Raw genomic sequence first — 20,414 nt, 5'->3', positions numbered from 1 at the left:
ATAAAGTTCGTCTTGTTGGGAAATATTTCACAAAAGGGAGGGCCGAATGTTAAAGACATCGAAATTTGAAAGGAGAACAACTGTGGCTAAGACTATCATTTCTGGTTTTATTTTATTTTTTCTGCTTATTTTCTCGGCGGCTGAACCAACATCAGCGGCTTTTTGGGATACAAAAGGAGACAACATTATTCATGATCCTTCCATGATTAAAGAAGGAAATACGTGGTATACATTCGGCACGGGTATCGGCAATGGAATCCGCGTCATCAAATCGACAGACGGAAAAACATGGAGCGCAGCGCCAAGCATATTTGCAACTCCATTATCATGGTGGAAAAAGTACGTGCCGAACCATGAAGAAAACCAATGGGCGCCTGATATCAGCTATTATAATGGACGCTATTGGCTTTATTATGCGGTATCCGCGTTCGGCTCCAATACTTCGGCGATCGGACTGGCTTCAACAGACCGAATCTCATCCGGAAATTGGCGCGACGACGGGCTTGTCATCCGGACGACGACCTCTAACAATTATAATGCAATCGACCCTGAGTTAGTGATTGATAAAGAAGGAAATCCGTGGCTGTCCTTCGGCTCGTTTTGGAGCGGCATCAAGCTGACAAAGCTTGATAAAAAAACGATGAAACCTACAGGGAAGGTTTATTCCATCGCATCAAGGCCGAACAACGGAGGAGCGGTTGAAGCGCCGTCTATCACATATAAAAACGGCTACTATTATTTATTCGTTTCGTTCGATAAATGCTGTCAAGGTGTGAACAGCACGTATAAGATCGCTTACGGCCGCTCGACAAAAATCACGGGGCCTTACTATGACAAAAGCGGCAAGAAAATGACGGAAGGCGGAGGCACAATCCTCGACTCCGGAAACGACCAGTGGAAGGGCCCGGGCGGCGCGGATATCGTGAACGGCAACATCATCGTCAGACATGGTTATGATGCGCTTGACAACGGGGCGCCTAAGCTGCTGATCAATGATTTAAACTGGGATTCTAAAGGCTGGCCGAAGTATTAGTTATTAAACCGAGCAGATGTTTTCTGCTTGGTTTTTTCTGTTGCTTTAGCAGTTCCATATAAACGCTTTATCCCAAAATGATCATGCCACTATATTCATCACCCAGGGCTCTTTCAACAGGTTAAATTTGTTCAGCCTCATTAACCTCCTTATAGATGGAGCACCTTTACCATGAATATCCGATTGATGCTCATCAGGAAATTCAGCCGGGCAGATATCCCCGAATTGCATAGTCAACCTTCAAACGATAAATTTCCTTCTGACAGACAACAGACACAGGCCGCCAAACGCTCAAACAAAACGGTCATACCTTGCTGTTTGCTTCCACTATCCGCACCGCTTCTTCCTCTGCGCCATTTTGATAAATAATCAACCGGGTTGCGACACCATCCTCCAAAATAAATTCCACTTCAACAGACAATGACCTGAGAAAAAAGCGCGTTTCCGAGGCTGGAAATAATTCAAAACGGATCTGTCCGGTGATTTGCATATAAATCCGGCCCTTATCAACTGTCACATCAGCGGCGGTGCCATCCTGAAGTGAATAACTTCCGACATATCTTTTGTAAATGGCCGGATCGATCTCTTTTTTCTTTTTATCGGCAGGGCGATCAGGGATTTTGTAGGCCTTGTCAAACAGGATATTTTCAACGGCTTCAAAGATGGCCTGTTCATATTCATCATCCTGTTCCACATTGCTCAAATAAATGAAGGTTTTTTGCTGATCGATATATCGGATCATTACGGTTGAATAGCCTGGCCAGCCGCCGCTGTGACCGACAATTCTCCCTGTTTCAGGACTATCCCGAAGCACCCATCCACACCCGTAATCTATAGACTCTCCGTTTTTCAGAGACGCGGGAGAAAAAGCAAGCTCTTTTGAGACTTGATTGATCAAACAATCTGTATATAAGGCTTGATCAAACAAATATAAGTCATGAATGGTTGAGTTTACGGTTCCGTCCCCCTGAATCCCGTCAAGATAGCAGACATATTTTGTTTCTTCAAGGTCATCAGGCAGAACGTACTGTGCTGTATGCACGTCATACACATATCCATACGCATAGTTCTCAATGGTTTCAGGCTGCAGCCTTCTGTTATAAACCCTTGAGTTCCGCATTTTCACCGGTTCAAAGATGTTTTTTTTCATATATTCTGCAAAACTCAGACCTGATGCCTTTTCAATGATAACCGCAAGCAGCACATATCCCGTATTGCTGTAAAGCCAACCTTCACCCGGGGCAAAATAGCGTTGCGGATGATGATTCATCAGCATATCAACGATATCTTGATTAACAGCAATCTTGTTATGATCCCAATGTTGTAGAAACCACTCCATATAATCGGGCAGACCCGACGTATGTGTCAATAAATCGCGAATCGTTACGCCCTGGTAGGGAAACCCGGTTATCCACCGTTCTACGGGATCCTCGATTTTCAATTCCCCTTGCTGGGCTAATTGAAGGATGCCCAAAGCAGTGAACGGCTTGGATAGCGATGCTAATTCAAATAAGGAATGTTCCTGCAATAAACGCTTATCTGCCAAGTTTTCATATCCGAAGGCGCCTTGATAAAGAATGTCTCCGTCTTCAGCGACTAGCACTGCCGCGTTGATCTGACCTTTTTCTTTTAACACACTAAACAGGTTAACAAGTTGTTCTCTTTTGTTCTGTTTCACTTTTCCACCTCCCTTTCTTTATACGCATATGGAAATATGAGGTTTCAACTAAAAAAAGACAAGACTGGCTTCTTGTCTTTGAAATCACTATTCTACAATTCAATAAGTTTCTGAACATCCTTGTCGCAAGTCATTGATTGATCTACGATACGATCCATTAGACGCACAATGAATGTCAAATTGACTTTTGATTACGGCGAAAAAATGTTGCAAACAGCAATAAAACGTTGCTTAAAAGACTTGCGGCCCCTAACCAGACGAGCCATTCTGCGTTTGTCCCCCAGGAACATCCAATAATGATCAGAGCAATGCAGCTTGAGAAAAAGGGGCCTGTCCTGTCTAATTTTGTGCCGCGGCGAATGGTTTCCTTTGTCTGGCGGAATTTATCTTTTGCATGATAGAACTTCTTCTTTGCCTTGATTTTAAAAGTTGTTGCTTTTACATAAAGATCACTTTTCATCGTTTTCTCCTCCATAGCGGCGTTTCTCAAATTCTCCGAGAATCCTTTCTGTATCTAACGAATTCCCCACGCCAAGCTGAATGTTTGCATTCTCCTCAAAACCGTCATGTTCCTCACCGTCAAAACGGTAAAGCTTTTGCAACAGCCGCCAAAATGTCGCAACCTCTTCGGATGTAAATTGCTGAAACAAGTCGGCCAGGAAATAGACGGACCTTTCGGAACACTCCACCAGCGCTTTCTTTCCTTCAGCGGTCATTTCAATATTAATGGAGCGTTTGTCTTTTTGGCTTGGCACTGATTTGACATAGCCTTTTTTGACCAGACCAGTCATCAGCTTGTTGGCGGTCTGTTTGGTTGTGCCAAGCTTTTTGGAGATATTCGTAAGCGTGGCAGTTTCAGGCGGCAAATGCGCGATAGCGATGAGCGCCATGTGTTGCCTGGCAGTTAATATTTCCATATATTCGTCACCGCGGGTTTGCACCTTATTGACAACCGAAAACAATGTCGCATAGCTTTGCTGCATCAAATGTAATTCGTTGATTAAGCCGTTGATATCCATTTGTTCTCTCCTTTGAATATAGTCAACATGCTGACAAATGTACAATACCCTCTTTCTGCAATTTTGTCAACATGGTGACTTTTTTTATGATCATTGATCAATTAGGCATTCCGTTTTACACTATTTAATTATCAGATAATTCAAAACACTAACCGGAAACAGGGGGTTTTTTTATGAATTCTTCATTGATTTCACCGGATGACGTGTGGGTGCTTTGGGGATTTATCGCGGTGTGGGCTGCTGTGAGTATTTATTTAGAGCAGCGGTTTCGCTGGGCTGCCGCTGTATCGGGGGCCGTATTGGCACTGGGCGGATCGATGCTGTTTACTAATGCAGGGATTCTTCCGGCCGAGTCGCCCTTCTATGATGCGGTGTGGTCCTATGTTGTTCCGCTTGCGATTCCTTTGCTGCTTTTTCAAATCAATGTGCGGAAGATCCTGAAAGAAAGCGGCAGACTTTTGATGATGTTTTGCATCAGCGCGCTGGGCACTGCGGCCGGAAGCGTCATTGCTTTTTTTCTGTTTAAGGATCAGATTCCGCACCTTGATAAAATCGGCGGCATGATCAGCGCCTCTTATATCGGGGGAGGCGTGAATTTTGCAGCGATGGCCGCCAAGTTCTCAACTCCCGGTGAGTATGTATCATCGACGGTGGTTGCGGATAATTTTATGATGGCTTTTCTTTTTTTCATTTTAATGGGGATACCGGCGCTAACATGGTTTCAAAAACGCTTCGGCGTTCAGGAAGTGGCGGGCGGCCGCGAAAATCAGGCGGAAGCCTATTGGAAGAGAAAAGACATCTCCTTGCAGGACATCGCTTTAAACATCGGAACCGCCTTTGCGATCGTTGCTGTGTCTGTAAAAGCAGCGGCTTTTTTCAAGGAACGTTTTTCTTCTGACGGCGGATTTCAGTTTCTTGCCTTTATTCTGGGCGACCAGTTCCTGCTGCTGACGACGCTGACAATTTTGCTGACGGTAGTGTTTCCCCGCTATTTTGAACGGCTGCGCGGCTCACAGGAGATCGGGACTTATTTGATTTACTTATTCTTTGTCGTGATTGGCATTCCGGCGGATTTGCGGATCATCCTCATGAACGCCCCGCTCCTCCTGGCATTTGTCTTTGTGATTGCCATGTCCAACCTGCTCGTATCGCTCTTCTGCGGAAAGCTGTTTCGTTTTCGGCTCGATGAAATTCTCTTGGCTTGCAACGCATCTGTCGGCGGACCGACGACAGCGGCGGCGATGGCGATTGCCAAAGGCTGGCGGGGCCTCGTTGCTCCCGTAATGCTGGTCGGGACGTTCGGATATCTGATCGGCAATTATGTCGGCACCTTCTTGGGCACATGGTTTTCCACCCTGTTATAAATGGCAAAAAAAGGCGCGGATTCCTTGACGAATCCGCGCCTTCTTTTATGAACGGGCAAGCGCTCCGGATACGGCTTCCAACGCTTGGGCAAAGTCCGCCTGTAAATCATCGGCATTTTCGACCCCGACGCTCAAGCGCAGAAGTCCGTCGGTAATGCCCCGTTTTGTGCGCTCCTCCTTCGGCATGGCGGCGTGCGACATTTTTGCCGGATAAGAAAGGATCGACTCCACAGCTCCAAGACTGACGGCGAAGACAGGGAGAGAGACATTTTCCACAACCTGTTTGACTGCTTCCGCATCCTCAAGTTCAAAAGAAAGGACCGCACCTGCGCCGTTCGCCTGGTGTTTGTGGATCGATGCACCCGGATGCGAAGACAGCCCTGGATAATACACTTGTTTGACGGCCGGATGTTTTTCGAAAAATTCGGCGAGCTGCTGAGCCGTCCTGCTTGCTTTTTCAAGCCGCACTTGGAGCGTCTTCAGCCCTCTCAGCACAAGCCAGCAGTCTTGGACGCCGAGAACAGCGCCGAACGAATTTTGCAGCTTATAGAGTTCTTCGCCGAGCTTTTTGTCTTTCACGACGGCAAGGCCTGATAATACGTCGCTGTGTCCGCTTAAAAACTTCGTCGCGCTGTGAAGCACAATATCGACGCCGAGCTCAAGCGGTCGCTGCAACGCCGGGGTCATGAACGTGTTGTCAAGGAACGTCAGACAGCCGTGCGCCTTGGCAAGCTTGACGACCCCTCTAATATCCGTAATGCCGAGCGTCGGATTTGACGGTGTTTCAAGATAGATGACTTTTGTGTTTTCCTTTATGTTTAAAGCAATTTCATTTAAATCCGTCATATCGACGAAAGTATGTTCAATCCCAAAGCGGCTCAGCACTTCCGTAATCATCCGGTAAGTGCCGCCGTACACATCTTTTGTGACGAGCACGTGATCGCCCTTTGACAAAAGCAGAAAGGCGGAGGAAATCGCAGCCATGCCGGATGAAAAAGCAAATCCTCTCGTCCCTCCCTCAAGCTCGGCTATCGTGTCTTCAAGCGCCTTCCTTGTCGGTGTGCCTGACCGGCTGTAGTCATATTCGCCGAATTTGTCAAAAGAATCTTGATGAAAGGTTGATGCGTGCTGGATCGGCACGCTGACGGCTCCGGTTGCTCCGTCCGTTTTATTTTGGTTATGAACAAGCTTTGTTTCAAGCGTCCAGTTTTCATGACTCATGCGGAACCGCCTCCCCTTTCACTTTTTCCAGTGCAGCTTTGAGATCCTGCTTCAAATCGGAGACGTGCTCGATTCCGACTGAAAAGCGCAGAAGCCTGTTGCAGACGCCGTTTGCAATTCGGATGTCTTCCGGGATATCCATGTGGGTCTGTGTCGCCGGGTAGGTGATGAAGCTTTCGACTCCGCCGAGGCTTTCGGCGAAACAGATCGTCTTGAGATTTTTTAGAAACGGATTGACCCATTCTTCTTTTTGAACGCGGAATGACAGCATGCCGCCTTTTCCCGGATAAAGAACATCGGCAATTTCCTCCTGCTCTTCCAAAAAGGCCGCGAGCTCCCGCGCGTTTTCCTGATGCTGTCTCATCCTAAGAGCGAGCGTCTTCAACCCTCTCATTAAGAGCCACGAATCGAACGGCGATAAAACCGCGCCGATGGCATTTTGGTGCTGGAACATTTCCTCAGACAGCTCTTCGCCTTTTGCGACGACAAGCCCCGCCAAAAGATCGTTATGACCGCCCAAATACTTCGTCGCGCTGTGAATGACAAGATCAGCGCCTAGCTCAATCGGCCTTTGCAGAACCGGTGTATAAAACGTATTGTCGACAATGAGCAGCAAGTCGTTCTCTTTGGCGATTTGCGCAATTTTTTGAATGTCTGCTTCCTGCATGAGCGGATTTGTCGGCGTTTCTACAAACAGTGCCTTCGTATTGTCCGTGATTTTCGACTTGATACAGTCTTCGTCTGAAAAATCATCGTATAAAAAGCGCAGTCCGTATTTCTTCCATTCGTTTTCAAAAAGGCGGTATGTTCCCCCGTATAAATCGGATGAAACGATGAGCTCATCCCCGCTTTGAAACAGAGCCATGATCGTCTGAATGGCAGCCATACCAGAACTGAACGCAAAGCCGCGCGTTCCCCCTTCTAGTTTCGCGATTGCATCTTCTACAAGCTGTCTTGTCGGATTTTTTGTGCGAATGTAATCAAATCCTGTGGATTCCCCGATTCCTTTGTGCCTGTACGCAGAAGAGAAATAAACGGGAGGATTGACGGTTCCGGTTATTTCGTCACTGCGGTTGCCGATTTGCGCCAGCGTTGTTTGTACATGTTCAGTCATATGACACCATCCTTTAAAAAGTAAAAACCCCTTCTTCATAAGAAGAAGGGGGATTATTCGCTTCTTCTTATCTTCCAAGCATCCGCTTGCTGGATTTAGCACCTTGGTGCACTGACGTCGTCAGTGCAGACCGGTTGCTGAGGTTTCAAAGGGCCAGTCCCTCCACCTCTCGTGATAAGAATCTCTTCAATATTCTGATTGTTCTTTACTTTAACCTAATTCAAGACATTTTTCAAGGGTCATTTTTAAATCTTTCTTTATATTGAACATGGTATGATGAAACCAAATGACGGAACCGGAGGAATCAGATGCCCAAAACAGAGCGTTTAATCGAATTGATGATGACCATTCATACAAAACGAAAATTTACGGCCGGGGAGCTCGCGGTGGAATTCGGAGTTTCCTACCGCACGGTTCTCCGCGATCTGGACGAGCTCAGCGCACTCGGCGTTCCGATCTATTCTGAAACAGGCGCGAACGGAGGCTATTATTTGCTGAATGAGCCGGTGCTTCCGCCGCTCTTTTTCACACAATCGGAGGCGGCGGCTATGTTTTTCGCGTATCAATCTTTGCAGTTCTTCGGATCGCTCCCCTTTGATGCGGAAACGCGGATGGTTTTAAAAAAGTTCTACCGCCACCTTCCCCCGGAAACACAGGAGCGGATTGATGCGATGAAAGACAGAATCGTGTTCTGGAATCCGCATCGCCCAAAAGCCGCCGAACATTTAGAGACGCTTCTTGACGCAGCCGTCACTCAATCCGTTTTGACGGTCGTTTATGACGGAACTGACGAGTGCACGGAGAGATCCATCCAGCCTATCGGCTTATACAGCTGGAACGGCTTCTGGTACTGTCCGGCCTATTGCTTTAAAAGGCAGGCGTTCAGACTGTTCCGCGCCGACCGCATCCTCCGTGCGGAAAAAGCGGACAGCGGGCAGGCCCGCCAGCTTCCCTATCCATCAGTTCTCAGCTGGATCAAACATTCGGAGAGCGAGTGCCCTGAACCGGTGCGGCTGCAAGCGGAACTGACACGTAGAGGAGCCAGGCGGGCTGCGGCTGATGTGGATTTATTCAAGATCCTCACCATGCGGGATGACGGAACGGGGGCGATCGATGCCAGTATCCCCAGGTCTGAACTTGAGTATTTCGGAGAACTTTTGTGGAATCTCGGCGCTGAGGTAACTGTAACAGAACCCGCGGAAATCAAGCTTCATCTGAAACGGAAGGCTGCTGACATTTTAGCGAGGTACGGCTGACTTTTTTTAAGAATCATGACAAGACCTGTCAGGATTAGGTGATACTTTTAGAATAAAAGCAAATGGAAAGGATGAAGCAAATGAATCAAGTTCAAGCGCTGCGCGGCGATTTGTTCCACGAATTGGAGACGGGCATCCGCTCCACGTGTCATCTTCTGAAAAAAGTGAAGGAATCTGACTGGTCTTACCGGCCCGCCGACCGCATGCGAAGCCTGAAAGAACTGGCAAGCCATCTGACGGCCATCCCAGAAGCCGACTTGGCCATCATGCAGGAAAAGGAAGAGGACGTCATCGCCCGGATTGAAAAGAAATATGGTGCTTTGCAGTCGGCTGACCAAATGGCTGCAGCTATGCAGAAAGGATTCGACGCTTTTCAAACGTATATGACTTCCCTCTCCGACGAGGATTTTTTGACAAAAAAAACAAAGCCGTTTTACCTCGATGAAGGGATGACCCAAAGCCGCTGGCTGACGGAAACGCTCACCCACATCTTCCATCACAGGGCCCAGCTGTTTAATTATTTAAAACAGCTCGGCTATGACGTCAACATGTTCGACCTGTATCTATAAAAGGGGGCATCTGATAAAAAAAAGAAACGCGGCATATGTGATCTGTCCTTCCTTGCACATCGCTCGCTTCGTCTTTGAAAAGCGCCGCATACATCAAAGCGCCCGCCCGGTTTCAAACGGTACCTTTCATCGGACCGAAAATGGTGCAGTGCGCCGTTGACTTAGGCTGTCATTCCTTCAGGCGACATCAAGCATGAATTTGATCATCCGCCTCGTAAAATTGAAAGGCTGCTGGGAAGACCTTGTGCCGAAGATGCGCTGCGATGCATCGTCCATTATAACCAACAATCCCGAAAGCGGCAAAAGCCGGCGGGATTTCACAGCGGAAAGAAAAAGGTACCGTGAGCGATACGGATACCCTCCGATAGACCGACAATGCCTTGGTACGAAAAAAAACGATCATAAAAAATCACGGCTGCCGAACAGTTCGGCAGCCCTTTTCGCTTCTTTCACAAGAGAATTTCGTGTTACAATGAATGGAAACGTTCACAAACATTATTTCTGGAGGAATTCACCTTGGCTATGAAAACAGGAGTCATTCAGGAGAAAAAGCTTTTTTCGGAAGAGCTCGGCGAGGAAATGGAGCTTCTCGTCTATTTGCCGTCCTCCTTCTCGCCGCTTTACAAATATCATGTGATCATCGCACAGGATGGACATGACTATTTCCGGCTCGGGCGCATCAGCAGACAGGTTGAAGAACTGTTGGCGAACGGTGAAATCGAAAGAAGCATCATCATCGGCATTCCGTACAAAAACGTACAGGAAAGAAGGCTTACATACCATCCGGAAGGGTCAAAATTCGAAGCGTATAAACGTTTTTTGGCAAATGAACTCGTCCCTTTCACCGACAGAGAGTATCCGACATATCAAGTCGGATCAGGCAGGACGCTGATAGGGGATTCGCTCGGAGGAACGGTTTCTCTCATGACGGCGCTTGACTACCCGAATATGTTCGGGAACGTCATTATGCAGTCACCTTATGTAGACCGCCATGTTCTCGATAAAGTGAAACAGTCCGATTCCCTGCAGCTTATTTCAATTTGCCACCAAATCGGCGAGAAGGAAACCGCCGTCAAAACGACCGATGATCAAATTTTGGATTTCACAGGTCCAAATGAGCAATTAAAAGAGTTGCTTGAATCAAAGCAGACAAACTACGATTTCAAAGCTTTTGACGGGGATCACAAATGGACGTACTGGCAGCCGCTCATCACCCCCGCTTTAAAAAAAATGCTGTAGCTCTCTGTATATCGGCCCATCTTTGATATACTAAACCATATCAATTGTTTAAGGAGGGAACAAAATGAAATACGGTATTGTGCTATTTCCATCAAAAAAACTTCAGGACATTGCAAATTCCTACCGAAAACGCTATGACCCGAATTACGCTTTAATTCCGCCCCACCTTACATTAAGAACGCCTTTTGAAGTGTCTGAAGACGAGATCTCAGGCGTCGTCCGACACTTGAGAGAGCTTTCAAAAGAGCTGAAACCGGTCACGCTGAAGATTACAAAATTCAGTTCCTTTGCCCCCGTCAATAATGTCATTTACATGAAAGCCGAACCGACAGAGGAATTGATGCAGCTTCATGAAAAAATGTACAGCGGCGTTTTGGAAGACAAACCCGAATACGCGTTTGTTCCCCATGTCACAGTCGCACAAAAGCTGTCAGATGATGAGCATTCCGACGTCCTCGGCACGCTGAAAATGAGAGACGCGTCACACGAAGAAGTCATCGACCGCTTTCACCTGCTTTACCAATTGGACAACGGATCATGGACCGTCTATGAAACTTTTATTTTAGGAGCGTGAAGAAAGCCAGTGGAAGCCGTCATTGTGAAGAATCAACAACAGCTTGAAGACGCCTTCTTTGTTAGAAAGGAAGTCTTTATCAAGGAGCAGCACGTATCACCGGAAGAAGAAATGGATCATCTTGATCAGGAATCTTCACATCTCGTCATCTATGACGAAAAAGAGCCGATCGGCGCTGGCCGGCTCCGGCTTGTCGACGGCTACGGCAAACTTGAACGAATCTGTGTGCTGAAAAGCCACCGCTCCCTCGGCGTCGGCAACCTGATCATTCAGGCGCTTGAAGAGGAAGCCGCCAAGCAAGGCGCGTCTCAATTTATGCTGAACGCGCAGACACAGGCTGTTCCCTTTTACGAAAAACACGGCTATAAAGTCGTGTCTGAAGAATTTTCAGATGCGAATATTCCCCATGTCAAAATGGTCAAAAAGTAACCGTTCCGCTTTTTAAGCGGAACGGTTTTTCTTTTCCTCAGAAAACATTTCATAGTTTGTTCATCTTTTGTTTATCGTTTATTCAACATTGTCTATTAAAGTTGTTTCTAAGCTTTTACAAAGCCCTACACAAAATAGACGGGAGGTAACAGCCGAATGCCGTTATGAACAAAAAAAACATCCCCACACTCGTTCGTTTCGGGACAGTCGGAGCCGGGAACACACTCGTTGATTTCGTCGTGTTTTTCCTCCTTACGTCGCTCCACGTCCCCTACCTGGCCGCACAGTTGTTTTCCTATTCGGCAGGCGTGGCAAACAGCTATATCTGGAATCGGACATGGACGTTTCAAGTAAAAGAAAAAGCGCATGGCGCGGAAATCGTCCGGTTTATCATGATCAATCTTGCAGCAGCGGGCGCTACATTTGTCCTTCTGTACATTTTTCAAAAAGCCGGCCTGTCCCTTTTTATCAGCAAGATGTCCGCAACAGTCGCAGGAATGGCCATCAACTTTACCGGAAACAAGCTTTGGGTGTTTCAAGAACCCGGCACAGATTCATAAAAAAGACCAGGAGTGAATAACCATGAAAGTAAAAAAAGCAGTCATCCCAGCAGCCGGATTAGGTACGAGATTTTTGCCGGCAACAAAAGCGCAGCCGAAAGAAATGCTGCCGATTGTCGATAAACCGGCCATACAATATATCGTGGAAGAAGCTGTCCAATCAGGCATTGAAGACATCCTTATCATTACAGGAAGAAATAAGCGTTCGATTGAAGACCATTTTGACCGCTCTGTGGAACTTGAGCAAAACCTGCTGGCCAAAGGAAAAAACGATGTGTTAAAAGAGATACGCGAGATCGCCGATATGGCGAATATTCATTATATCCGGCAAAAGGAGCCCATCGGCCTCGGACATGCAGTGTTATCGGCCAAGCATTTCATCGGTGATGAGCCGTTTGCCGTCCTCCTCGGCGACGATATCATGGTGTCAGAAACACCGGCGCTTAGGCAGCTGCTCGAAGTATATGAAGAATATCAGACCGAAGTGATCGGCGTTCAGCCCGTCGATCCAGCGGACGTGAGCAAATACGGCATCATTCAGACATCCGCGCAAAAGAACAAAGTGTATCAAATCGACGATCTTGTAGAAAAGCCGACCGTCAAAGATGCGCCTTCAAATATCGCGGTCATGGGCCGCTATGTGCTGAGGCCTTCGATTTTCCCTGTGCTCGAACAAACGAAGCGCGGCGCGGGAAATGAAATTCAGCTGACTGACGCACTAAGGGAAATCTGCCGGGAACAAAGCATGTATGCGCGCAAATTGAAAGGAAGCCGCTTTGATATCGGCGACAAGCTGGGCAGCTTTAAAGCGAGTACGGAAATCGCCCTCATGCGGGACGAGATGCGGCCAAAACTGCTCGCCTACCTGGAGAGCGTCTTAAAAAAAGAAGCGCAGAAAGGAGCATGGCAATGACATCCGTACTCGTAACAGGAGGAGCCGGATACATCGGCAGCCACACCGTACTCGAATTGACAAAGCAAAACCGCTCCGTCGTCGTGCTTGACAATTTATCTACCGGACACAGGGAAGCCGTCAGCGGGGTCAGCTTTTACGAAGGCGATATCGCTGATGCGGCACTTGTCAAAGCCATCATCAAACATCATGATGTCGATGCTGTCATCCATTTCGCCGCCAAAAGCCTTGTGTCCGAATCGATCGAAAAGCCTGAGATATACTTTAGGGAAAACACGCTAAAGTCTTGTGCATTTTTCGAAACGGCCATCAAGGAAGGCGTCAATAACATCGTCTTTTCGTCAACCGCCGCCGTATACGGCATCCCGGAGAAAGCCCCGATTAAAGAGGCTGCTCCCCTCTCCCCTGTCAATCCTTACGGGGAATCGAAGCTGATGATCGAAAAATATCTGCACTGGGTCGGAAAAACGCACGGTGTCAAATGGGCCGCCCTCCGCTACTTCAACGCCGCCGGCGCCGCTTTAAACGGAGCGATCGGCGAGGACCACGATCCCGAAAGCCACCTCATTCCCCTCGTCCTGCAGACGGCTTTGGGACAGCGAAAGCAGCTGTCCATTTTCGGAGAAGATTATTCGACGCCAGACGGAACCTGCATCAGGGATTATATTCACGTCCTCGATCTGGCTTCCGCCCACCTGGCTGCCCTTGATGGATTATATGAAGACAGACTGAAGCAAAATGTTTATAATGTAGGGACAGGGGCCGGACATTCCGTAAAAGAAATCATTGAAACCGCGGAAAACATGACAGAGCGAAGCATTGCAGCAAAAACGGACGAGCGCAGAGCGGGAGATCCGCCAGTGCTGGTGGCGGACAGCCGGACACTGGTGGAAGATACCGGATGGAAGCCGCAATACAGCGATTTGCAAACCATCATTCAAAGCGCATGGCAATGGCACAAAGCGCATCCGGACGGTTTTTGAGATTCGCTTATTTCCCCCGCGGGCGCCAGGGAAGCGTCCCGGCGGCTGCTCCAACGTTCGGCTGATGAAATCAAAAGCAGGGAGAAAAAACGAAAATGGGAAGCATAGTGAATGATATTTTAATGTGGCTGACCGATCTTGGCTATTTCGGCATTGCGATCGGTTTAATGATCGAAATCATCCCGAGTGAAATCGTACTCGCCTACGGCGGATACATGGTCTCAAACGGCTCGATTACGATAACAGGCGCCGTGATTGCCGGCGTCATCGGGGGAACGATTGCTCAATTGTTTTTATACTGGATCGGCTACTACGGCGGACGTCCGTTTTTATACAAATACGGAAAATACTTATTGATCCAAAAGCATCACATTCAAACAGCCGAAAAATGGTTTGAGAAATACGGCGGAGGCGTCGTCTTTTCTGCCCGCTTCATTCCCGTGGTCAGACACGCCATCTCCATTCCGGCCGGCATTGCGAAAATGCCGATTTTAAAATTCACGGGTCTGACCGTGCTGGCCATCATACCGTGGTCGATACTGTTCGTCTATCTCGGCGTACAGCTCGGCAGCCGGTGGGACCATGTTGAAAATGTAGCAAGAACGTACACGACTCCGATCATGCTCGGGGCGGCGGCTATGATCATTCTGTATTTCGGACTCAAAAAACTGCGCAGAAAATAACGAAAACCCCGGTATAAAAGCCGGGGTTTGTTTCATCTCTCAAACGGATTCATTGACGAAGCGCCCGCTTTCCGCCTTTTTCGCAACACGGCGGTTGAGCGCTTTTTTCCGCTTTTTTTCCTCGACCCGCCTAAAAGCCGCAGTCTGATTTTCCTCTCTTTTTTCGACTTCGCGGTAGGCGCGCTCGCTTGGGATATTGGCGGTTTTTTGTATATAAGCGTAGTTCGATTTTTGGCTGATGCTTCGATTGGCATACTGTATATATTGATCATTGCGGACAGGCGGCAAATATCCCATTCGATCTCCTCCTCATCAGCTTTAATTCCCAAAAATCTACTGTTTTAAACGGTTTTCATTTGATATGATAGACGTTGTCTCATGACACCAGACGACTACCCATTAATTGGAGGACCTCTTTTTGAAATGCGCCCGATTCAATAACCGAGACATTCATATACATACATATTCGAGAGAACACCTGCAATTCCTCTTTGATGAAGCAAGAAAAGACAGGATCACGTGTAAATATTGCGGCTTGCCGCTCAGACTGAAATTGTCGATTCATGAAGAGCCGCATTTTTTCCACCGGGAAAACGGGGATTTTTCTCAATGTGAAGCGGCTTGCTTAAATGAGAAGACAGAGCAGAAGACCAAACAGAACGATTATACTGAAAGCGGCGTTTTCCGCCTCCCGAAAGGCAAAGCGATCGGAGAGGAAAAGAAGGCGGACACGGACTTCTGGACGCCGCCTCGCGAAGCTTCCATCCATTCTCCTTTCTCTCCAGCGGCAGAAACGGCTCCGGAACCGGTCTTTCCGAATGTGCCGCTGAATGAGAAACAGCTTGCCGCCGTGACGGCCCCCGAAGAACCCCTTCTCGTTCTGGCCGGCGCGGGAAGCGGAAAAACGCGGGTATTAACCGCGCGAGCGGCTTATATGATATCCCGGCTCGATATCCCGCCTTCTGCCATATTGCTCGTCACATTCACGACAAAAGCTGTGAAAGAAATGAAAGAGCGGATGGCCTCGCTATACGGTTTGCCGATGCAGACTGTGAACCGCCTCGTGACAGGCACCTTCCACAGCTTTTTTTACAAAATTCTTTATCATCATGATCCGGCCAAATGGAATGGCGAGCACCTGCTGAAATGGGAATGGCAAAAAGAACAGTACATCAAAATGGCCCTTGCCGAAGAAGGGCTTGATGAAAAAGACTTTCCGGTTGACCAGGCGATCCAGCAGATCGGCTACTGGAAGAACGCTTATCTTCCGGGTGAACAGATTCCGCTTGAAGACGAATGGGAAAAGCGGGTTCACCGGCTGTACCGTCATTATGAAGAACAAAAAGCAGCGCGGCGCCAATTCGATTTCGACGATATGGCATCTGCGTGCTGGCAGCTGTTTCAAGAACAGCCGGACATTTTAAAGCGATATCAGACGCGCTTTCACGCGATTTTGATTGACGAATTTCAGGACATTAACCCTGTTCAATACGCCATCATCAAGCTCTTGGCAAGCCCCGAAAACAACCTGACCTGTGTCGGGGATGATGATCAGTCAATCTACGCGTTCAGAGGGAGCAGTCCTTCTTTTATACTCGATTTTGAAAAAGATTATCCGAAGGCGAAAACGGTCCGCCTCACGACGAATTACAGATCGAGCCATCCGATTGTGGCAAGCGCCGATATGGTCGTAAGGAAAAACAAAAAGCGTTTTCCGAAAACATTAAGCGCCGCGAGAGACGACCGCCAAAAACCGCTCTTATTTTATCCTTATGATGAAGAGGAAGAAGCGATTATGATCGTCTCTGATATCCAAGAAAAAATTGAAATGGGCGCAAAGCCTGATGACTTCGCCATCCTATACCGGACAAACAGCAGCGGCCGCGCCATTTTTGAACGTCTGCACCAGTCAGCCATTCCGTACACGGCTGAACAAGGCGTCCGGTCGTTTTACAGCAGGAGGATCGTCCGGCAGATGCTGGCCTATCTCTACTTAAGCCAAAATCAAGATGACGCGGAAGCCGTAAAGCAGATTTTACCCGCCCTCTTTCTCAAGCAGTCCGCTTTAAACACGCTTAAAGCGCTCTCGATTACAGAAGATTGCACAATGGTTCAGGCGCTTGAAAAATTGACTGACATTAAACCGTTTCAGCTTGATAAAATAAAAAAAATCGTTCCTTTTTTCCCAGGCTTAAAAACGATGAAGCCGGTTGAAGCCATCTCTTTCGCAGAAGAAAAGATGGGCTTTTCCGATTACCTGAAAAAGCGCGGAAACGAAGGGAACAAGCTCGAAAAAGGGTCTGACGATCTGCGGGATCTCAAAACTGCGGCAAAAAAATTCAAAACGATCCCCGAATTTCTTGAGCATGTCGATCATATGAGAGCCGCGGAAAAGCAAAAAGCTGACGGATACGGTGTTCAGCTTTTGACAATTCATCGTGCGAAAGGGCTTGAATTTAAAACGGTCTATATACTGGGAGTGCAGGACGGCTCGATTCCGCATGACTTTGCCCTGGAGACAGCGAGAAAAGGCGATGAAACCGCTCTTGAAGAAGAGCGGAGGCTGCTGTATGTCGCCATGACCCGGGCCGAGGACCGCCTGTATATCAGCGTCCCTTCCTTCAGAAGGGGAAGAACGGCATACCGCTCAAGGTTTTTACAGCCTATTTTACGCCCGAATCCACAAGTTCAGCTGCAATAAAAGACACCGTGCCCTCCTTTTATCGGAAGGCGCGGTGTTTATTTTTTGCTGTTCATCATTTTCGCGATCGTGTTGAAATCCATTTTTTCTTTGCCGCTTACAATGGATTCAACAATCTTATCTTCCATTTCCTTCGGAACCCGTTTATTCGCCAATTTAGCGACGCGCTTAATCACGCTGCGGACCGTATTTTCATCCTTGAAGTTGGCATTTTGCAGCGAATTTGCGAGCTGCATGACGTCATTCATGCTGACGCCCGTTTTCTTTTCGATGTTTTTGAAAAATTGATTGTCCATACCTATGCCTCCTTTTTGGGAGTGATACGCTATCTTATGCATGTTTGAAAAGCCTTGTGCTTTTCCCGCTCAAAAAGAAGAGAGCCCGGCACATATGCTGCCGCCGCCCTCTTCGCTTCAACTCAAAAACTAATATTTAAAAGAAGCGCCGACAATAATTAAAAGAATAAACAAGACAACGATCAATACAAACGTTGAACCATAGCCGCCGCCATAGCCGCCGCTGTAGCCACCGCCGTAGCCTCCGCAACAAAAGCCCATCTAAAGCACCTCCTTTTCTCCCTACACGATATGACAGTTGATAGGATTGGCTTGGATTGATGCATAGGGCTTCTGTGGATTATTTAAAAATGCCTGGCAGACTCCCGTCCTCTCCCAGCCATTTTTCGGCATTCTCCGCAAACGCTTCGATCTGCCTGCCGAACTGTTCGGCCGAGCGGTCAAATGTCTCCAGTTCCTTCTGCTGTTCAAAGAGCACCTTGTCATGGCCGGCTTGAGTTTGATCATGTTTGCGGTATATCGATTCAACCAGCTGTTCAAATAAATTCATCGCTTCCCCTCCTTATGATGGTGTATGCACCAGAAGAAAAATTGGCAACAAAAAAACCGGATGCATTCCGGCTTTTTTTGATATTAATAGGTTCTCTTTTTTTTGCCGCATCCGCAGCCTTTTTTCTTCACTTTTTTTGAGAAAGTGGACTGATGATTGCTGGAAGCGTTCGTTAATCGGCCTTGCTGCCTTCTTTTCACTTGTCTCATTGCATTCCTTCCTTTCTCATGCTTATACGCCATTATATGAGTCTTCTTTTCATAAGTTGCTAATGACAAATCCCCATTCAATCGAGCCATTTGGAAACGATCGTTTCCAATACTCCAGCCAGGCCGGCGATCGAAAGCAGAAGAATCAGCCATTCAGCAATGACCGGAACAAATGCGTAAAAAACAAGCAAAAACGCGGTACACCACACGCCCGTGCACCAATAGCAGCTCAGCAGCTCGCCGACCCACGCTCTCACGCCTTTTCCTTTCATGACAAGATACGTTTCGGTCTCTCCCGTTTTTTCGTTTTTTTCTTCAACCTCTTCATGAAACAGGCTTCTAAACGGCGCCATGATCGTGTCGAACACAATCAGCCTCGTCAGCCGAAATACCGCGATAGAAAATAAAAAAAATAAAAACCAGCTTTGTATCACAGGGCTCCCCCTTCCTGTTTCCAAATATATGCCGGAACCGCCTTCCCTAAAACAGCAAATTTGGGTGCTGAAATGTATGTTTTTCTCATTCCGCTATGGTACCGGTCTGCATTTAATAAAGTGTGGATAAGAAAGGAGTGAAAGTTATGTCGTTTCATGAAAAAGCCGAAGCGCTGTACGCAGAAACATTTGACGAATTACACCGGGAATATGACCAGCTCATTGAAGTAATTGATTCAGAACATGTCACGGTAAACACGGCAAACATAACAGCAGCTCTCTCTTTACAAGCCATCGTGATCTCTTTGACGATTTTATCGGCTCAGCTTGCGATCGAAGACGAGGATACAGCAGACATTGTCTCAGAACACCTTTTAGCCGTACACAGGCTGCAAAGCAGGAGAAGAGTCATCATCAAAGTCATCGGCAGCCGCAATGTCACCATTACGCTTTCCTCGCTGGAGATCCTGCTTTCCGTCCAAGTTTTAACCGAAGTGCTGATCGCGCTTATCACAGAGCTTGACATACTTTAAGCCTTCCTTTCTTTCTAATATTTTTAAAGAAATTGAGGTGAGAAACAATTGGCAGATTTTGAAAAACTTCAAGAGAACGTAGATCCGATAATGAAATCAGTTGTTAAAAATATCTTGAAAAATCGGGGAGTAACCAGCGATAAAGTTCGGACGCTCTCAGAAGAAGAAAAAGAAAATATTTTCAATATGCTGGAAGATCTAAAAAAACAAACCGATGCTTTGGTTCAAAAACAGAAAGAAAAAGCAGCCGCACCGAATGAAAAAGGGACAAAGAGAGAAAAGAACGCTGATGCGTCATCAGAAAATGGCGAGAGACCAAGAAGAAGAAGAAACAGAACAAATAGACTGAGAGAAAAACTTCGACAACGGAGGGAGCAAGAAAACACAGCAACAGCGGAAAATTCAACCGAGTCAGATACTTCAGCAGAAAAAAATGGGGATTTGTAGTAGGGTATCTGTCTTATACAAGTTAAGGAGTTACAACATTTAATAATAGTAAATGGAAGGAGGAAAAGAAATGGAAACAAGACCATATTCATGGATTGCGCTTGACCCGGAATGCGAACATCCAGGCAACGATTATCACCCTAGTTATCCTAAGAAAAAATTATGTGACGACTATACTTGCAACTGTGGTAGGAAAGGGCAAAATGGCTTTATCGATTCTGACCTAGATCAACTTCATCTTAACAAACAGCTCTCAGATGAAACGATCATCATTAAAGACTCTTGTGATGTTCAAGTCTCAACTGAAGACACACAAACGTTGGCATCAGTCATGACAGCTGCACAAACACTAGCTGTTACTATTATTCTCGCCATTATCGATGATCCTGATCTAGCCGAACTTGTCACAACTGATCTGTTGCAGGTAACTGCCAATAAACAAACGAACAGACAAAAATTGGTGATCGATAATTCCAGAAATGTACATGTCACAACCGAAGATACAGACACAGCTATCATCGTAAGCACATTTGTTCAAACTGTTGTAATCACCATCACCGCCCTTATCGTCGGCCTTCTATAATTCAAAAAGCAGAGCCAACCAGCTCT

Annotated in this window: 26 protein-coding genes and 1 riboswitch; of the genes, 15 read left to right on the top strand and 11 right to left on the bottom strand. The window is 47.1% G+C overall.

Translation table 11 applies throughout. The features are described 5' to 3' along the window. Positions 1 to 46: 46 nt before the first annotated feature. Complete coding sequence (locus TRNA_RS27960; protein WP_011197792.1) at positions 47 to 1,033, top strand: glycoside hydrolase family 43 protein; 987 nt, start codon at positions 47 to 49, stop codon at positions 1,031 to 1,033. 304 nt (positions 1,034 to 1,337) lie between these two features. Here the strand turns inward: TRNA_RS27960 and TRNA_RS27955 are convergent, their stop codons facing one another. From TRNA_RS27955 to TRNA_RS27945, 3 genes are all read right to left on the bottom strand, one after another. Further along, a complete protein-coding gene (locus tag TRNA_RS27955) occupies positions 1,338 to 2,711 on the bottom strand; it encodes a serine hydrolase (protein ID WP_011197791.1) in 1,374 nt (457 codons plus the stop codon). Between the two features lie 175 nt (positions 2,712 to 2,886). Then, on the bottom strand, positions 2,887 to 3,171 hold the full coding sequence (locus TRNA_RS27950; protein WP_009328774.1) for a hypothetical protein: 285 nt from the start codon (positions 3,169 to 3,171) through the stop codon (positions 2,887 to 2,889). Then, positions 3,161 to 3,730 (bottom strand): MarR family winged helix-turn-helix transcriptional regulator, encoded by a 570-nt coding sequence (locus TRNA_RS27945; RefSeq protein ID WP_011197790.1) that lies wholly within the window; start codon positions 3,728 to 3,730, stop codon positions 3,161 to 3,163. Before TRNA_RS27945 ends, TRNA_RS27950 begins: the two co-directional genes overlap by 11 nt. Positions 3,731 to 3,903: 173 nt before the next feature. On the opposite strand from TRNA_RS27945, the gene TRNA_RS27940 reads away from it, so the two are divergent. Next, on the top strand, positions 3,904 to 5,094 hold the full coding sequence (locus TRNA_RS27940) for a DUF819 domain-containing protein (RefSeq protein ID WP_011197789.1): 1,191 nt from the start codon (positions 3,904 to 3,906) through the stop codon (positions 5,092 to 5,094). A 45-nt stretch (positions 5,095 to 5,139) separates the two neighbouring features. On the opposite strand, the gene metC is transcribed toward TRNA_RS27940, so the two are convergent. Together metC and TRNA_RS27930 are read right to left on the bottom strand one after the other, a co-directional pair. Continuing rightward, entirely contained in the window at positions 5,140 to 6,315 is a 1,176-nt protein-coding gene (gene metC / locus TRNA_RS27935; protein ID WP_011197788.1) for a cystathionine beta-lyase, read from the bottom strand. After that, positions 6,305 to 7,429, bottom strand: coding sequence for a methionine biosynthesis PLP-dependent protein (locus tag TRNA_RS27930; protein ID WP_009328785.1), 1,125 nt, complete (start codon positions 7,427 to 7,429; stop codon positions 6,305 to 6,307). The genes metC and TRNA_RS27930 overlap by 11 nt, the downstream gene beginning before the upstream one ends. A 64-nt stretch (positions 7,430 to 7,493) precedes the next feature. Next, positions 7,494 to 7,610: riboswitch (SAM riboswitch) on the bottom strand. A 127-nt stretch (positions 7,611 to 7,737) separates the two neighbouring features. Between TRNA_RS27930 and TRNA_RS27925 the strand changes: the two genes are divergently transcribed. The 9 genes from TRNA_RS27925 (at position 7,738) to TRNA_RS27880 (ending at position 14,635) form a co-directional block, all read left to right on the top strand. Further along, positions 7,738 to 8,685 carry a helix-turn-helix transcriptional regulator gene (locus TRNA_RS27925; protein WP_009328787.1) on the top strand — a complete coding sequence of 316 codons (948 nt, stop codon included), beginning with the start codon at positions 7,738 to 7,740 and terminating at the stop codon, positions 8,683 to 8,685. An 80-nt stretch (positions 8,686 to 8,765) separates the two neighbouring features. Next, positions 8,766 to 9,254: a DinB family protein gene (locus tag TRNA_RS27920; protein ID WP_011197787.1), complete on the top strand. Its 489-nt coding sequence runs from the start codon at positions 8,766 to 8,768 to the stop codon at positions 9,252 to 9,254. Between the two features lie 516 nt (positions 9,255 to 9,770). Continuing rightward, a complete protein-coding gene (locus TRNA_RS27910; protein ID WP_009328793.1) occupies positions 9,771 to 10,493 on the top strand; it encodes an esterase family protein in 723 nt (240 codons plus the stop codon). 64 nt (positions 10,494 to 10,557) lie between these two features. Continuing rightward, positions 10,558 to 11,067 carry a YjcG family protein gene (locus TRNA_RS27905; protein WP_009328796.1) on the top strand — a complete coding sequence of 170 codons (510 nt, stop codon included), beginning with the start codon at positions 10,558 to 10,560 and terminating at the stop codon, positions 11,065 to 11,067. Positions 11,068 to 11,076: 9 nt separating this feature from the next. Continuing rightward, on the top strand, positions 11,077 to 11,496 hold the full coding sequence (locus TRNA_RS27900) for a GNAT family N-acetyltransferase (protein ID WP_009328797.1): 420 nt from the start codon (positions 11,077 to 11,079) through the stop codon (positions 11,494 to 11,496). A 164-nt stretch (positions 11,497 to 11,660) separates the two neighbouring features. Next, positions 11,661 to 12,056, top strand: coding sequence for a GtrA family protein (locus TRNA_RS27895; RefSeq protein ID WP_011197785.1), 396 nt, complete (start codon positions 11,661 to 11,663; stop codon positions 12,054 to 12,056). A 16-nt stretch (positions 12,057 to 12,072) separates the two neighbouring features. Next, positions 12,073 to 12,969, top strand: a complete 897-nt coding sequence (galU, locus tag TRNA_RS27890; RefSeq protein ID WP_161620988.1) for a UTP--glucose-1-phosphate uridylyltransferase GalU — start codon at positions 12,073 to 12,075, stop codon at positions 12,967 to 12,969. Then, a complete protein-coding gene (galE, locus tag TRNA_RS27885) occupies positions 12,966 to 13,952 on the top strand; it encodes a UDP-glucose 4-epimerase GalE (RefSeq protein ID WP_011197784.1) in 987 nt (328 codons plus the stop codon). Before galU ends, galE begins: the two co-directional genes overlap by 4 nt. Before the next feature lie 95 nt (positions 13,953 to 14,047). Next, on the top strand, positions 14,048 to 14,635 hold the full coding sequence (locus TRNA_RS27880; RefSeq protein WP_009328801.1) for a DedA family protein: 588 nt from the start codon (positions 14,048 to 14,050) through the stop codon (positions 14,633 to 14,635). 39 nt (positions 14,636 to 14,674) lie between these two features. Here the strand turns inward: TRNA_RS27880 and TRNA_RS27875 are convergent, their stop codons facing one another. After that, positions 14,675 to 14,932 carry a hypothetical protein gene (locus TRNA_RS27875; protein WP_009328802.1) on the bottom strand — a complete coding sequence of 86 codons (258 nt, stop codon included), beginning with the start codon at positions 14,930 to 14,932 and terminating at the stop codon, positions 14,675 to 14,677. 121 nt (positions 14,933 to 15,053) lie between these two features. Between TRNA_RS27875 and TRNA_RS27870 the strand changes: the two genes are divergently transcribed. Continuing rightward, positions 15,054 to 17,336, top strand: coding sequence for an ATP-dependent helicase (locus tag TRNA_RS27870; protein WP_011197782.1), 2,283 nt, complete (start codon positions 15,054 to 15,056; stop codon positions 17,334 to 17,336). 38 nt (positions 17,337 to 17,374) lie between these two features. Here TRNA_RS27870 and TRNA_RS27865 read toward each other — a convergent pair whose 3' ends face one another. The 5 genes from TRNA_RS27865 to TRNA_RS27850 form a co-directional block, all read right to left on the bottom strand. Then, entirely contained in the window at positions 17,375 to 17,632 is a 258-nt protein-coding gene (locus TRNA_RS27865) for a stage VI sporulation protein F (protein WP_009328805.1), read from the bottom strand. A 129-nt stretch (positions 17,633 to 17,761) separates the two neighbouring features. Further along, a complete protein-coding gene (locus TRNA_RS43190) occupies positions 17,762 to 17,893 on the bottom strand; it encodes a YjcZ family sporulation protein (protein ID WP_011197781.1) in 132 nt (43 codons plus the stop codon). A 79-nt stretch (positions 17,894 to 17,972) separates the two neighbouring features. Continuing rightward, entirely contained in the window at positions 17,973 to 18,182 is a 210-nt protein-coding gene (locus TRNA_RS27855; RefSeq protein ID WP_009328806.1) for a hypothetical protein, read from the bottom strand. Between the two features lie 83 nt (positions 18,183 to 18,265). Then, positions 18,266 to 18,391 carry a hypothetical protein gene (locus TRNA_RS44245; RefSeq protein WP_254926386.1) on the bottom strand — a complete coding sequence of 42 codons (126 nt, stop codon included), beginning with the start codon at positions 18,389 to 18,391 and terminating at the stop codon, positions 18,266 to 18,268. 77 nt (positions 18,392 to 18,468) lie between these two features. Next, positions 18,469 to 18,825, bottom strand: coding sequence for a DUF1360 domain-containing protein (locus TRNA_RS27850; protein WP_011197779.1), 357 nt, complete (start codon positions 18,823 to 18,825; stop codon positions 18,469 to 18,471). Between the two features lie 146 nt (positions 18,826 to 18,971). On the opposite strand from TRNA_RS27850, the gene TRNA_RS27845 reads away from it, so the two are divergent. The 3 genes from TRNA_RS27845 (at position 18,972) to TRNA_RS27835 (ending at position 20,388) form a co-directional block, all read left to right on the top strand. Continuing rightward, positions 18,972 to 19,358 carry a spore coat protein gene (locus TRNA_RS27845; RefSeq protein WP_009328807.1) on the top strand — a complete coding sequence of 129 codons (387 nt, stop codon included), beginning with the start codon at positions 18,972 to 18,974 and terminating at the stop codon, positions 19,356 to 19,358. A gap of 48 nt (positions 19,359 to 19,406) precedes the next feature. Further along, complete coding sequence (locus tag TRNA_RS27840; protein ID WP_009328808.1) at positions 19,407 to 19,805, top strand: hypothetical protein; 399 nt, start codon at positions 19,407 to 19,409, stop codon at positions 19,803 to 19,805. A gap of 70 nt (positions 19,806 to 19,875) precedes the next feature. Further along, complete coding sequence (locus tag TRNA_RS27835; RefSeq protein ID WP_009328809.1) at positions 19,876 to 20,388, top strand: spore coat protein; 513 nt, start codon at positions 19,876 to 19,878, stop codon at positions 20,386 to 20,388. The last annotated feature ends 26 nt before the right edge of the window (positions 20,389 to 20,414 follow it).

Origin of the sequence: Bacillus licheniformis DSM 13 = ATCC 14580 (assembly GCF_000011645.1) — a bacterium.
GTDB lineage: Bacteria > Bacillota > Bacilli > Bacillales > Bacillaceae > Bacillus > Bacillus licheniformis.
The sequence above is the reverse complement of the archived record's forward strand: the minus strand, read 5'-3'. Positions and strand labels throughout refer to the sequence as shown.

Excerpts from the sequence above, each read along its gene's own strand:
- TRNA_RS27960 (WP_011197792.1), top strand. The coding sequence starts at position 47 with ATGTTAAAGACATCGAAATTTGAAAGGAGAACAACTGTGGCTAAGACT.
- TRNA_RS27950 (WP_009328774.1), bottom strand. The coding sequence starts at position 3,171 with ATGAAAAGTGATCTTTATGTAAAAGCAACAACTTTTAAAATCAAGGCA.
- TRNA_RS27945 (WP_011197790.1), bottom strand. The coding sequence starts at position 3,730 with ATGGATATCAACGGCTTAATCAACGAATTACATTTGATGCAGCAAAGC.
- TRNA_RS27940 (WP_011197789.1), top strand. The coding sequence starts at position 3,904 with ATGAATTCTTCATTGATTTCACCGGATGACGTGTGGGTGCTTTGGGGA.
- metC (WP_011197788.1), bottom strand. The coding sequence starts at position 6,315 with ATGAGTCATGAAAACTGGACGCTTGAAACAAAGCTTGTTCATAACCAA.
- TRNA_RS27930 (WP_009328785.1), bottom strand. The coding sequence starts at position 7,429 with ATGACTGAACATGTACAAACAACGCTGGCGCAAATCGGCAACCGCAGT.
- TRNA_RS27925 (WP_009328787.1), top strand. The coding sequence starts at position 7,738 with ATGCCCAAAACAGAGCGTTTAATCGAATTGATGATGACCATTCATACA.
- TRNA_RS27920 (WP_011197787.1), top strand. The coding sequence starts at position 8,766 with ATGAATCAAGTTCAAGCGCTGCGCGGCGATTTGTTCCACGAATTGGAG.
- TRNA_RS27905 (WP_009328796.1), top strand. The coding sequence starts at position 10,558 with ATGAAATACGGTATTGTGCTATTTCCATCAAAAAAACTTCAGGACATT.
- TRNA_RS27895 (WP_011197785.1), top strand. The coding sequence starts at position 11,661 with ATGAACAAAAAAAACATCCCCACACTCGTTCGTTTCGGGACAGTCGGA.
- galE (WP_011197784.1), top strand. The coding sequence starts at position 12,966 with ATGACATCCGTACTCGTAACAGGAGGAGCCGGATACATCGGCAGCCAC.
- TRNA_RS27880 (WP_009328801.1), top strand. The coding sequence starts at position 14,048 with ATGGGAAGCATAGTGAATGATATTTTAATGTGGCTGACCGATCTTGGC.
- TRNA_RS27875 (WP_009328802.1), bottom strand. The coding sequence starts at position 14,932 with ATGGGATATTTGCCGCCTGTCCGCAATGATCAATATATACAGTATGCC.
- TRNA_RS27865 (WP_009328805.1), bottom strand. The coding sequence starts at position 17,632 with ATGGACAATCAATTTTTCAAAAACATCGAAAAGAAAACGGGCGTCAGC.
- TRNA_RS43190 (WP_011197781.1), bottom strand. The coding sequence starts at position 17,893 with ATGGGCTTTTGTTGCGGAGGCTACGGCGGTGGCTACAGCGGCGGCTAT.
- TRNA_RS27855 (WP_009328806.1), bottom strand. The coding sequence starts at position 18,182 with ATGAATTTATTTGAACAGCTGGTTGAATCGATATACCGCAAACATGAT.
- TRNA_RS44245 (WP_254926386.1), bottom strand. The coding sequence starts at position 18,391 with ATGAGACAAGTGAAAAGAAGGCAGCAAGGCCGATTAACGAACGCTTCC.
- TRNA_RS27845 (WP_009328807.1), top strand. The coding sequence starts at position 18,972 with ATGTCGTTTCATGAAAAAGCCGAAGCGCTGTACGCAGAAACATTTGAC.
- TRNA_RS27835 (WP_009328809.1), top strand. The coding sequence starts at position 19,876 with ATGGAAACAAGACCATATTCATGGATTGCGCTTGACCCGGAATGCGAA.